This is a genomic window from Lysobacter soyae (assembly GCF_019551435.1).
GTDB lineage: Bacteria > Pseudomonadota > Gammaproteobacteria > Xanthomonadales > Xanthomonadaceae > Solilutibacter > Solilutibacter soyae.
Genome location: NZ_CP080544.1, coordinates 1,810,535 through 1,823,397, shown reverse-complemented (window position 1 = coordinate 1,823,397; position 12,863 = coordinate 1,810,535). Strand labels below are relative to the sequence as shown.

Sequence of the window (12,863 nt, the reverse complement as noted above, 5' to 3'; positions counted from 1 at the left end):
GTGGCGGCCCCAGCTACAATAGGCTAGCCATGAAAGGGCGCATTGCGCCCTTTTTTATTGGTCCGGAATTCCTCAGGAAACAGAACAAGTTCATGATCAATCGTTTGCTCACCAGTGTTTTCGGCAGCCGTAACGAGCGCCTCCTCAAACAGCTCGACGCCATCGTCAAGAAGGTCAACTCGCACGAAGCCGCTATGAAGGCGATGAGCGATGACGAACTCAAGGCACAAACGCAGAAGTTCAAAGATCGCATCGCCAACGGCGAATCGCTGGACAAGCTCCTGCCCGAAGCCTTCGCCACCTGTCGCGAGGCCAGCAGCCGCGTGCTCGGCATGCGCCACTACGACGTCCAGTTGGTCGGCGGCATGGTCCTGCATCTTGGCAAGATCGCGGAAATGCGCACCGGTGAAGGCAAGACCCTGGTCGCCACCCTGCCGACCTACTTGAACGCACTGGAAGGCAAAGGTGTTCACGTCATCACCGTGAACGACTACCTCGCGCGTCGCGACGCCGCGCAAATGGGCAAGCTGTACAACTGGCTCGGGCTGACGGTTGGCGTGGTGTATCCGGGCATGGATCACGGCGACAAGCACGCCGCTTACGCCGCCGACATCACCTACGGCACCAACAACGAATTCGGCTTCGACTATCTGCGCGACAACATGGCGCTGGCGAAAGAAGACCGTTTCCAACGCAGCTTGAACTACGCAATCATCGACGAAGTCGACTCCATCCTGATCGATGAAGCGCGTACGCCGCTCATCATCTCGGGTCCGACCGAAGAATCGCCCGAGCTCTACGCGCGCGTTGATGCCATCGTGCCGGCCTTGAACCGCCAAGACAAAGAAGACAGCGACGGCGACTTCTGGGTGGACGAAAAACAAAAGCAAGTGCACTTGTCCGAACAAGGCCAAGAACACGCTGAAGCGCTGCTGCGTCAAGCCGGCATCATCGGCGAAGACGAAAGCCTGTACGCCCCGCAAAACATTCACGTCGTGCACCACTTGAATGCCGCGATGCGCGCGCATGCCATCTATCAGCGCGATGTCGATTACATCGTCCGCGACAATGAAGTGGTGATCGTTGACGAATTCACCGGTCGCACGCTGCCGGGTCGTCGCTGGTCCGACGGCTTGCACCAAGCAGTGGAAGCCAAGGAGCGCGTCGAGATCCAACGCGAGAACCAAACGCTCGCCAGCATCACCTTCCAAAACCTGTTCCGCATGTACAAGAAGCTCTCGGGCATGACCGGTACGGCGGACACCGAAGCCTTCGAATTCCAAAGCATCTATGGCTTGGAAGTCGTGGTCATTCCGACCCATCGCCCGATGGTGCGCAAAGACCATTCCGATTTGGTGTTCTTGAACCGCAACGGCAAATTCCGTGCGGTGGCGAAGGAAATCAAAGCCGCGCACGAAAAGAACCAACCGGTGCTGGTCGGTACCACCTCCATCGAAGTGTCCGAGCTGCTCAGCGAATACTTGCGCAACGAAGGCATTCCACACGAAGTGTTGAACGCCAAGCAACACGAGCGCGAAGCGCACATCGTCGCGCAGGCGGGTCGTCCCGGCGCCGTTACCATCGCCACCAACATGGCCGGTCGCGGTACCGACATCGTGTTGGGTGGTTCGCTCGAATCGGAAATCGCGATGCTGGAAGCCGAGCGTGGCGGCGAGGCCATCAGTGATGCCGAGCGCGCCGAATTGAAGGCCGCATGGCAGGCACGCCATGACGAAGTGAAGGCTGCCGGCGGTTTGCACATCCTTGGTACCGAACGTCACGAAAGCCGTCGTATCGACAACCAGTTGCGTGGTCGTTCCGGCCGTCAAGGCGATCCGGGTTCCTCACGTTTCTACTTGTCGCTTGAAGACAACCTGATGCGCATCTTCGCTGCCGACTGGGTGCAGAAGATGATGGAACGCATGGGTCTGAAAGAAGACGACATCATCGAAAGCACCTTGGTCACCAAGCAAATCGCTAATGCGCAGCGCAAGGTCGAATCGCATAACTTCGACATTCGTAAGAACCTGCTCGAATTCGACGACGTCAACAACGACCAACGCAAGGTGATTTACAACCAACGCGACGAGCTGCTCGAAGCCGAGTCGGTCAAGGAAAACATCGACGGCATCCGCGCCGACGTCATCAGCGATCTGGTCGCGAAGTACGTGCCCAGCGAATCCATCATTGACCAGTGGGATCTGCCCGGTCTTGAAGCGGAGCTCGCTAGCGAATTCAACGTGCGTTTGCCGTTGACGCAGTGGGTTGAAGGCCGTGACATGGTCGAATCGCACGACGTGGAAGAAGAAGTCCAACAAGCCGTGGACAAACACTTCCAAGTGCGTGAAGAACAAATCGGCGGCGAAACCATGCGCATGGTCGAGAAGCACCTGATGTTGAACGTGCTCGATCAGAACTGGAAAGAACACTTGGCACGCATGGACTACCTGCGCCAAGGCATCCACTTGCGTGGCTATGCGCAAAAGCAACCGAAGGACGAATATAAGAAGGAAGCCTTCGAACTGTTCTCGGAAATGCTGGAAACCGTGAAGCGCGAAGTGGTCGCGATGATGGCGCGTATCCACATCCGTAGCGAAGAAGAAGTCGCACAGATGGAAGCCGCCGAACGTGCACACGCCGATGCCCAAGCCGCGCAAATGAACTTCCAACATCCGGGGATGGGTGCTTATGGCGATGTTGCTGTGAACCCGGAGAACGCGGAAGAAGTTGATCCGATGTTTGCCAATGTGGGCCGGAACGATCCGTGTCCTTGTGGCAGCGGGAAGAAGTTCAAGCACTGCCACGGGCAGTTGGTCTGATTTAGGGCGTCTGGCGCGCGTCCCTCGGACGCGCGCCTTCAAAGCAGGCTCCCGAAACTTCCATCAAGCTCGGGATATGCGTGTCATCAGCCCGCGAGCGGCTTCGATCCGCCTCGCGTACGTCAGAAGTTCTGATGAGTTTTGGAGCGATCTCGCATCAAGCGATTATTGAGCGTCCCCTGTTTTGAAAACAGGCTCGAAATGAACCACATACCAAAGGAAAACAGTGCGCCAGCAAGCAGTGATTTCGCTACGGTGCCGCGAGTCTGTTTGAATCCGAACTTGAGCATCACGTAAAAAATCAGCCCGAAGCAGATGGCTGCAGCGATCAATCTTGAAAGCTTGGCTGTTTTGAACTCAAATCGCTTCATGCAGAGTGCTCATCTCAAAGATCAGAAATTCGAGCTGGAAAGAAATTGTCGCCGACCCAGCCGCCTAAAAAGATTACACCGACCGCGCCGCGTGCTCTTTCCTCCCTTCTCCAAAAAGTGGAGAAGGTGCCCCCAAAGGGGGGATGAGGCGCTCTTAGCTCTGAGCAGCGTCTCGTTCTAATCAACCACGCGCAACCAACGCCCGAATCAGCTTTAAGCTGAAATACAAAATCGCGCCAGTGGTGATTCCCCACGCCATACCAAAAACACAAGACGCCACCAATTGCCCGGCGTACGAGGGTAGGGCGAAGTAGGCGATGCCGGTCATGACCATCGCCCAAACAGTCATCGAAAAGACAGTCTTCTTCATTTGCATCTCCCGACAAACTGAAACAAGGTTCGGCCGAGCCGCCAACTACGAGATACACGGCAAAAACCAGAAAAGCCAAGCCTTGCCATAAGGGGAATATTCTCGTTCGCTGATGCAGCTTTTTGCATTAGCGCTTTAAATGATTGTGTCTTTTCAATCAAATAAGAACTGTAGGAAAAATCCGAATCCAGACCGCGATTGAGGTAGAAAAGCGGCGCTATTCTCTATTATTCGTGCTTCGGTATATTCAGACTTTGCGTATTAGTCCAAGAGGGTACATTGAAAAATCTGATCATTGCCATTTGCATGGCGTCAGTATTCGGATTCGGCCTGAGCTGGTTCTTGATTCTGTTTTACAAGATCTCGGGTGACACATTTGATTTGAATGCGCACTTCGGCGCAATTACGTTTGCGGCATTGTTTTACGCGCTGGGAATGCACATCTTGCTCAAATGGCATAGTGCAAAAAGAAAATCAGTTCTGTCCGCTAAGTAAAAATATAGAATCTGCCAGGGTAGGGCTGGCGCGATCGCAGTAGTGCGCGCGCCAAAAACGGTGATCCCAAAGCGATCCAACTCAATGCAAGAATGATTGCAATGGTTTTGGATAGAAGCAGGCCACCGATGAAGTACACGGCAAGGCCTGAAGCAAAAATTGCCAGCAGGACCAGAATGAACCGAAGCGGTTGGATGCGGAATGCCATGGTGTTTCCAAGGATAAGTTAATTCTTTTTGCGTAAGACCCGGTCAGGTAGACCCAATCTGCGGGATCGACGAGCGGAAGCTATCTCGTTAGTAGTTCCAAGAAGGCCGTCTCCTTCCGAACCACTCAAATCCCGCTGATCGTTGCGATGCCCTGCGCGCCATAACTGCGCGCTAGGGCGATGTGCGCGGGTGTCATGCCGCCCAACGCATAAGTAGGAAGTGCGGGCGCGTGCCCGCGGATGTTGAAGAATTCAGGCCAGCCGATGGGCGGCGTGTTGGGATGGCTTTGTGTCCGCGCGACAGGGCCGAGCAGGGCATAAGTGCAACCGAGCGCGTGCGCGCGCTGTAACTCGTCGGCGTTGTGGCAAGAGGCGCTGACGGGGAGGTTCTGTGATTTAAAGGCTTCGATGTCAGTCGTTGCGAGTTGATGGGATTTGAGATGCAGTCCGCAATCGAGTGCTAGGGCGAGATCGAGGTTGCCGTTTAGGGCGACGTCGGCTTGGGCGGATTTGCAGAGGGCGATGGCGAATTGGAGGGCGAGGAGCGCCTCACCCGGCGCGTTCGCGCCACCCTCTCCATCAGAGATGGAGAGGGGGAAATCCAACCCTTCTCCACGCAGTGGAGAAGGTGCCCCGTCAGGGGCGGATGAGGCGCTCTTCCAAGGCCGCAACTGCACCCGCTTCACCTCGAGCGCCAACACGCGCTGCAATTCCAACAACCACGCGTCCCACCCGCCGACATCCTCAAGCGCCGGCGTGATCCACACCAAATCGGGTGTCAGCAAATGGGCAATCACCGGGACATCCGGTGGCGGCACTGCGTACTGGTTTAACTTCGCTCGGGGCACCCAGGCCAATGCTTGGCCATCCAATCCCTTAGGTGTGCCGGTCCAATGCCGCACCCAACGCACATCGAGCTTGAGCGCTTTGGGCGCGTGTTGCGGAACCAACATCACCGCTTCGTCGATGCGGGCATTGATGCCCAGCTCTTCTTTCAACTCACGGGCGAGCGCGGCTTCGGGGGATTCTCCGGGATCGACCTTGCCGCCGGGGAATTCCCAGTAGCCAGCGAAATCTCGGCCGATCAAACGGCGGGCCATGAGGATTCGACCTTTGGGGTCGGTGATTAGGGCGGCCATGACGTGGATCATTTTTGGGTGGCCTTTGGAAGCGCCTTTAGAAGCGCCTCATCCGCCCCTGAAGGGGCACCTTCTCCACTGCGTGGAGAAGGGAAAGCTTCTCCCTTCTCCATCTTCGATGGAGAAGGTGGCGCGAAGCGCCGGATTAGGCGCTCTTCAAACCCCAACAACCGCCAAACTCCGATACAACACATCCAAATTCCGCGCCACGCCTTCCAGCCGCGCCAAAGTCGAGGTGTTCGAGACCACGTCATCGGCAATCGCCAAACGCTGCGCGCGTGTAGCTTGTGCCGCAATCATTTTCCGCGCCATGTCGGCGTCGGCCTTGTCGCGGGCCATCAATCGTTCGGCCTGCACCGACTCCGGAACGTCGACAACGGCGATGCGTTCGACCCACGGATAGTTCTTACGGCCGCCGCCTTCTGCCAGCAGTGGAATCACCACCACAACGTAAGGCGCGTCGGACGCGGCAGCCATTGCTTGCATGCGGGCGCGAATCAACGGATGCAGCAAGCCTTCCAGCCACGTGCGCGCGTCTTCATCGGCGAAGACACGTGCGCGCATCGCGACGCGGTCCATTCGGCCATCCGGCAACAGCAACTCGGGGCCGAAGTGCTCTGCGATACGCGTGAGGGCTTCGGATCCCGGTTCGACCACTTCGCGCGCGACAACATCCGCATCGATCAAATCGGCACCTAAACGATGTAACGCATCCGCAAAGGCGGTTTTCCCAGACGCGATGCCGCCGGTGACCGCGACGACGAAACGATCCATGTCAGCGCCTGAAGCCCATCGTGTTGTAGTACCAGGCCACCAACTCCGGCCCCCACATGAACACGATCCACCCAGCCACTGCAAGATAAGGACCGAAGGAAATGCGCGTGTCGTAGCCGCGTTGCTGCAGTTTCAGTGAGATGGAACCCAGCACCGCGCCGACAAACGAGGAAAGCAGGATGGTGGGGAACAAACCGGCGGTGCCGGTCCAAGCGCCGATGGCGGCAAGCAGCTTGAAGTCGCCCCCGCCCAAGCCGTTCTTACCGGTGAATTGTTTGTACAACCACCACACCAACCAAAGCACCACGTAACCCACGGCTGCGCCCATGATGGCTTTCTTCGGCGTCACGTACAGACTGTCTGTGGCGGCCAATAGCCCAAGCCATAGCAGGGGCAGGGTGATGACGTCCGGCAACAACTGATGCTTGGCATCAATGCCCACGGCGGCAACCAGCGACCAGGTGAACACCAAAGCACCAAAGCCCTGCCAGCCGAAACCGAAGCGCCACACACAGACCAAAGACAACAGCAAGGTCACCAGTTCAACCAGCGGATACTGCTTTGAAATCGGTGCGTGGCAGTGGCGGCACTTGCCGCGCAAGGCGATCCAACTCAACAGCGGAATGTTTTCGTACCAAGAGAGCTTGGCTTTGCAATGTGGACAATGCGATGGCTCGACCGCGATACCGGGTGGTGCGGGCTCGTAGACTTCCGGAATCTCCAGGATTTCCCGCGCTTCCTTGCGCCATTCCCATTGCATGCGCAAGGGAAGGCGCAACACCACCACATTGATGAAACTGCCGACGCAGGCACCCAAGCCCGCCGCCAAGGCATAGCCCAAGGCGGGCTGGGTATCAAGAAAAGCCATGAATCAACCGACGACGGAGGCGAGTTTGAAGATCGGCAGGTACATGCCAATCACCATGCTGCCCACCAGCACGCCGATGATCACCATCACGAACGGTTCGATCAACGAGGCCAGTGCGTCAACAGCGTTGTTCACTTCCTGCTCGTAGAACTCGGCGACTTTGAACAACATCGTATCGAGCGCACCGGCTTCTTCGCCGATAGCGGTCATCTGAACCACCATATGCGGGAAGAGGTTGGTTTGCTTCATTGCTGTGTTGACGTTGTAGCCGACCGCGACGTCGTCGCGAATGCGAAGTACAGCTTGGGTGTAGACGCTGTTGCCGGTGGCGCCGGCGACCGAGTCCAATGCTTCCACCAACGGCACACCCGCAGCGAAGGTCACCGCCAACGTCCGGGCGAAACGCGCGACGGCGGAATCGTTCAGGATCTTACCGATGATCGGAATACGAAGTGAAATCCGGTCTATCGCGTGCTGGAGCGGTACTGATCGCTTGTAGGCAAAGATAAAACCGACAATCGCGCCCACGGCAACGAGCAGCATCAACCACCACCACGCCACCAGGAATTTACTGGCGGCAACAATCAACTTGGTAAATGCCGGGAGCTCGGCGCCAAAGCCTTTGAACACTTCTTCGAACTGCGGCACCACAAAAATCAGCAGCACGGCGCTCACCAGGATCGCCACCACGATGATCATGGCCGGGTAGAAAAGCGCCTTCTTGATCTTGCCTTTGATCGCTTCGATGTTTTCTTGATACGAGGCAATCGTTTCCAGCACGGTTTCGAGCACACCGGCGCTTTCGCCTGCGCGCACCAAGTTCCGGTACAGCTCATTGAACTGGACCGGGTGCTTGCTCAGCGAGTCGTATAGCGAATTACCGCCGGAAATGTCATCGCGAACCTGGTTGACCATTGCGGCCATTCTCGGATTCTTCTGACCCGAACCGATGATTTCCAAGGCCTGCACAATCGGCACACCGGACTTCATCATCGTTGCCCACATGCGGCTGAAAATGGCGATGTCGAGCGGTTTGATCGGTTTGCCGCCTTTATTGCCAAACATCGACTTGCGCTTGACCTTGACGTCGGTCGGATTAATACCCTGCTTGCGCAATTCTGCCTTGACCAGATTCAAGCTCTTTCCAGTCTGTTCGCCTTTCATCACGACGCCGCGCTTGTCTGTCCCCTTCCAGACAAAGGTCTCCATCTTGTCGGTGGCGTTGACCCTTGCTGCAGATTTAGTGATCGCCATACTTAATCCTTGGTCACACGGTTAATTTCAGAGAGGCTTGTGACCCCGTTTTTCGCTTTCAGCAGAGCAGATTGACGCAAATCTCTTACGCCACTTCGCTGCGCCGCCTCGGCAATTTGCATCGCGTTGCCCCCCTGCAACACGATGCCTTGGATTTCTTCGGTCATGGGCATGACCTGATAAATACCCGTTCGCCCCTTGTAGCCGTCGGTGCAATCCGGGCAGCCCTTTGCTTCATACAAAGTAATGCCTTCCGCTACTTCTTCTTCGGTAAACCCCTCGGCCAGCAAGGCCGCTTCCGGCAGAGTGACAGGCTGCTTGCAGTCATGCAAGCGCCGCGCCAATCGCTGGGCAATCACCAAGGTGACAGAAGAGGTGATGTTGAAAGGCGCAATGCCCATGTTCATCAAGCGGGAAATGGTTTGCGGCGCGTCGTTGGTGTGCAGGGTGGAAAGCACCATGTGGCCGGTTTGGGCGGCTTTGACCGCGATTTCCGCCGTCTCGAGGTCACGGATTTCACCCACCATGATGACGTCCGGGTCTTGACGCAAAAAGCTTCGCAGAGCCGCGGCGAAGGTCATGCCACGCTTGTTGTTCTGCTGAACCTGATTGATGCCGGCCACCCGGATTTCGACCGGGTCTTCCACCGTGGAGATATTGCGGGTTTCGTCGTTCAGGATGTTCAGCGCTGTGTAGAGCGACACCGTCTTACCCGAACCCGTTGGCCCGGTCACCAATACCATTCCGTACGGTTTTTTGATGGCGTCTTCGAACAATCTGCGCTGGTCGTCTTCATAGCCCAGCTTGTCGATACCGAGCTTGGCAGCGCTGCCGTCCAAGAGACGAAGCACGACTTTTTCACCAAACAAGGTGGGCAGGGTGCTCACCCGGAAATCCATTTGCTTGGTTTTGGAGATATTGAGCTTGATCCGGCCATCCTGAGGGATCCGCTTTTCGGCGATGTCCAGCTGCGCCATCACCTTCAGACGGGCAGCAATGCGGGAATGCATCTTGTTCGGGATGACGGCCACATTCTTAAGCAGACCGTCAACACGAAGGCGGACCCGGTAATCCGTTTCAAAGGGTTCGAAGTGGATGTCCGAAGCGCCGCGACGGATGGCATCGATCAGCACCTTGTTGACGAACTTGACCACCGGGGCGTCGTCGCCACCGGCATCGACGCCTTTGTCGCCCGCCGCTGCTTCTTCGTCGTCACCGCCGGAGACGTCTAGGTTGTAGTCGCCGTCGCCGCCGCCCATCATTTCGTCGAAGCTGCTGCCGGAGGCCGCTTGCCAAGACTCCAACGTGCGTTTGATCAGGTCTTCGTCGACCAAAATCATCTCCACACCCAAATTGGTGGTGAAGCGCAGGTCTTCAATGGCGGAGAGGTTGGTCGGATCTGACGTACCGACGAAGAGCTTGCCGCCGCGCTTGAACAGCGGTAGCACATTGTGTTTGTTGATCAGCTCTTCAGATACCAATCTGAAGGCCGATTGGGCTGGGTCCATGGCGCTTGGATCGAACAGGGGAATGCCGAACTCGGCCGACGTCGCCCCCATGACCTGCGGCGTGGTGGCCAATCCGTTTTCAACCAGAAACCGCCCGATGGGCTTACGTTGCGCACTGGCAGCGGACTGCGCATCACGCGCCGCGTCAGGATCGATCAGTCCATCGATCGCCAAGCGGCGGGTGATGCCGGTAATGCCAGTTAGATTGGATGTGGCTACGGTGCTCACGGCCTATTCCAAAGTTCGACCCCAATACAAGAATGTACCGTAAACTCATGTGAATGTAAGTATTTTGGGGTACCAATGGGGATTTCCATCATCCTTCCGGCGAAGAACGAGGCGGAAGGTTTGACCGCAGTATTGCCAGCGCTCAAGGCGGCGTGGCCCGATGCTGAAATCATCGTGGTGAACGACGGGTCGACCGACGCGACTGTTCAAATCTGCGACAGCTTGGGCATTGTATGTCTCAGCCATCCCTATCCCATGGGCAATGGTGCTGCGATCAAGACCGGCAGTCGGGCTGCGACAGGCGATGTGTTCGTATTCATGGATGCGGATGCTCAGCACGACCCGGCCTTGATCAGCAGGCTATTGGACAAATTACACGCCGGTTTCGACATGGTGGTGGGAGCGCGCAATGCCTCGGGCCAGGCCAACGCCGGACGTGGGGTCGCCAACGCGTTCTACAACCGTTTGTCCAGTTGGATAACGGGCCGGAAAATATTGGATTTGACGTCAGGATTCCGGGCCGTTCGAGCACACCGTTTCAAGGAATTCTTGCATCTGCTGCCGAACGGGTTCTCGTACCCTACAACCAGCACAATGGCGTTTTTTCGCAGTGCGTATCCGGTGGCTTATGTTCCGATTCCGGTGGCCAAAAGGATGGGGCGCAGCCATATCCGTCCTCTCCGCGATGGTCTGCGGTTCCTTTTGATCATTTTCAAAATCGCCACGTTGTACGCGCCATTGAAATTGTTCGCACCGGTCTCAGCGGCCTTTGGGCTCACGGGTTTGGGCTACTACATCTATACGTTCCTCACCGAGCACAGGCTGACGAACATGAGTACTTTGCTGATCAGCGCATCAGTGATCGTCTTCCTGATCGGGCTGATTTCCGAGCAGATCACGAATTTGACATACCAGCCCAGATGATCTCGACGGACGACCGAGAATTCACTGGAAAGTATGAGCAGGCAAGCGCATTGTCACAGATCCTCATCGACAGATTCCACGCGCGTGTCCTGCAACTCTTGGATCTTCCGACCGCGGGGGATTTGGTTCTGGAAGTTGGATGCGGTGCCGGTTACTCAACGCATTACTTGAGGACCGCCCTGCAAGCAGACCAATCACTGTTTGCATGCGACATCGGAAACACGCTGTTGGCCTCGGCCCGCAGACGCAATCCCTGCGTTGAATACTTTCAGTCCTCTGTCTATTCAATGCCGATTCCAGACAAATCCGTCGACAGTGTAGTAATGCTGGAAGTACTGGAACACTTGGAAAATCCCCGAAAGGCACTGGAGGAACTTCAACGAATTACCCGTCAAAGGGTCGTGATCAGTACCCCTCGTGAGCCGATTTGGAGAGTGTTGAATGTGGCGCGAGGCAAGTACTTGAAAACTTTGGGAAATACGCCAGGTCACATCCAGCATTGGTCGAGCGCCTCACTCGCGCATGAGGCTGGTCGTTATTTCCATGTTGAGGCGATTAGCAGGCCAACGCCCTGGACCATTTTGAAGCTGCTCCCGCGCCGATGAAAGCGTCTTTTTGGTTGTGGTTGAAACGAATTTACGCCATCGCCATTGTGCTATTGCTTTGTTGGGCAGTCTGGAAGTCATGGCCCGCAATCGCCCAGTGGAGTCCATATCGAATCTTGCCCGGTGCCACTGCCGCGATTACAGGATGGTTGGCGATGGTTTTTCTGCTGGGGACGGGGTGGTCCGGTGCGTTGCGGTCGTGGACCGGCTTGCGTCTCAGTTTGAAGCAATGGATTCCCATGCAAGCGTCGGCTTGGACGGGGCGATACTTGCCCGGAAAAGTCGGGTTGTTGGCAGGAAAAATGCAAGTCTGCGAAATGGGCGCAGGATGGAAAGGGGTTGCCGCATCTGTACTAAGCGAGCAATTGGCGTTCATAGCCAGCGGTCTCGCCCTTTCTTCCTTTGCCATGCCGTATTTGGCCGCACTCGTTTCACCCGCGGTGGCGCCGCATGTCGGCATCCTAATTGTGGCGGCATGCATGCCTGCTCTAGGTTTCGCCGTCATAACTTTCATTGTCTTTGGCAAATTACCCGGCCTGAATTCGCGCGCTTGGGGTCTGCGCTTGCTAGGTTGGTCTTTCGCGGCTCATGTGAGCGCAGGCGTGGGTTTCCATTGTTTGCTTCTGACACTAATGCCGGTGGCGCCTACGCTTTTGGAGAGTATTGGCCTCTTATCTGCCGCGCACACGATCGGCGTCTTGGCTCTATTTGCGCCCGCAGGTCTGGGCGTACGCGAAGTTGTGCTGGCATCCGCGCTGGCGCCGCAGTTGGGCTGGAAGCAGGCAGCCGCAATCACTGCCCTGCAACGAGCGCTCGTAGTCGTCGGGGACGCCATTGTAGTGGCGCTTTGGTGGGTATGGCCGCGATCACGGTCCGTGACTAGGTAGATATATCTCTACGCCGTACAACTGCGCTGAAGCAAAAGCCGATCTACATCATTGAAGCGCACACTGTGCGCTGCCGGTATTGCAATCAACGTCTGTCTTCAGTGCGGCATTACCACGAACCCGACTTACGAATGTCACGGTTCGCGGGTTCGAGAAATCAGTCAAGGTGAGACCGGGATTTGTGGACGGGTCGCATGCACGCGCGACGAATGCGGCGGGCAAGGTCGGATTGGAAAGCTCAACGACGGCGGTGTTCATGTAGGCCTTGGCTTCTGCCAAGCAACTCGAGTTCGCCGCACGTTGGGTGTAATTCCGATACTGCGGCAGTGCAATTGCGGCCAGGATTGCAATGATCGCTACAACGATCATCAATTCGATGAGGGTGAAACCTCGGCTCTTGTTTTTCATTGCTG

Annotated in this window: 12 protein-coding genes; 3 read left to right on the top strand and 9 right to left on the bottom strand. The window is 56.5% G+C overall.

The window, feature by feature from the left end; all coding sequences use genetic code 11:
• Nucleotides 1-92: 92 nt before the first annotated feature.
• Complete coding sequence (secA, locus tag H8L67_RS08785; RefSeq protein WP_220379457.1) at nt 93-2,819, top strand: preprotein translocase subunit SecA; 2,727 nt, start codon at nt 93-95, stop codon at nt 2,817-2,819.
• Nucleotides 2,820-2,941: 122 nt separating this feature from the next.
• Here secA and H8L67_RS08780 read toward each other — a convergent pair whose 3' ends face one another.
• From H8L67_RS08780 to pilB, 8 genes are all read right to left on the bottom strand, one after another.
• Complete coding sequence (locus tag H8L67_RS08780; RefSeq protein ID WP_220379456.1) at nt 2,942-3,190, bottom strand: hypothetical protein; 249 nt, start codon at nt 3,188-3,190, stop codon at nt 2,942-2,944.
• A 181-nt stretch (nt 3,191-3,371) separates the two neighbouring features.
• Complete coding sequence (locus H8L67_RS08775; protein WP_220379455.1) at nt 3,372-3,560, bottom strand: hypothetical protein; 189 nt, start codon at nt 3,558-3,560, stop codon at nt 3,372-3,374.
• A 487-nt stretch (nt 3,561-4,047) separates the two neighbouring features.
• Nucleotides 4,048-4,263, bottom strand: coding sequence for a hypothetical protein (locus H8L67_RS08770; RefSeq protein ID WP_220379454.1), 216 nt, complete (start codon nt 4,261-4,263; stop codon nt 4,048-4,050).
• A 125-nt stretch (nt 4,264-4,388) separates the two neighbouring features.
• Nucleotides 4,389-5,402, bottom strand: coding sequence for a thiamine phosphate synthase (locus H8L67_RS08765; RefSeq protein WP_255555952.1), 1,014 nt, complete (start codon nt 5,400-5,402; stop codon nt 4,389-4,391).
• A 156-nt stretch (nt 5,403-5,558) separates the two neighbouring features.
• On the bottom strand, nt 5,559-6,176 hold the full coding sequence (coaE, locus tag H8L67_RS08760) for a dephospho-CoA kinase (RefSeq protein ID WP_220379452.1): 618 nt from the start codon (nt 6,174-6,176) through the stop codon (nt 5,559-5,561).
• A 1-nt stretch (nt 6,177) separates the two neighbouring features.
• Entirely contained in the window at nt 6,178-7,044 is an 867-nt protein-coding gene (locus H8L67_RS08755) for a prepilin peptidase (protein WP_220379451.1), read from the bottom strand.
• Between the two features lie 3 nt (nt 7,045-7,047).
• On the bottom strand, nt 7,048-8,298 hold the full coding sequence (locus H8L67_RS08750; protein WP_220379450.1) for a type II secretion system F family protein: 1,251 nt from the start codon (nt 8,296-8,298) through the stop codon (nt 7,048-7,050).
• Between the two features lie 2 nt (nt 8,299-8,300).
• A complete protein-coding gene (gene pilB, locus H8L67_RS08745) occupies nt 8,301-10,034 on the bottom strand; it encodes a type IV-A pilus assembly ATPase PilB (protein WP_220379449.1) in 1,734 nt (577 codons plus the stop codon).
• Between the two features lie 75 nt (nt 10,035-10,109).
• On the opposite strand from pilB, the gene H8L67_RS08740 reads away from it, so the two are divergent.
• Nucleotides 10,110-10,958, top strand: a complete 849-nt coding sequence (locus tag H8L67_RS08740; protein ID WP_220379448.1) for a glycosyltransferase family 2 protein — start codon at nt 10,110-10,112, stop codon at nt 10,956-10,958.
• Nucleotides 10,955-11,563 carry a methyltransferase domain-containing protein gene (locus H8L67_RS08735; RefSeq protein WP_220379447.1) on the top strand — a complete coding sequence of 203 codons (609 nt, stop codon included), beginning with the start codon at nt 10,955-10,957 and terminating at the stop codon, nt 11,561-11,563. Before H8L67_RS08740 ends, H8L67_RS08735 begins: the two co-directional genes overlap by 4 nt.
• Before the next feature lie 935 nt (nt 11,564-12,498).
• Here H8L67_RS08735 and H8L67_RS10375 read toward each other — a convergent pair.
• Nucleotides 12,499-12,858 carry a prepilin-type N-terminal cleavage/methylation domain-containing protein gene (locus tag H8L67_RS10375; protein WP_305068560.1) on the bottom strand — a complete coding sequence of 120 codons (360 nt, stop codon included), beginning with the start codon at nt 12,856-12,858 and terminating at the stop codon, nt 12,499-12,501.
• Nucleotides 12,859-12,863: the final 5 nt, after the last annotated feature.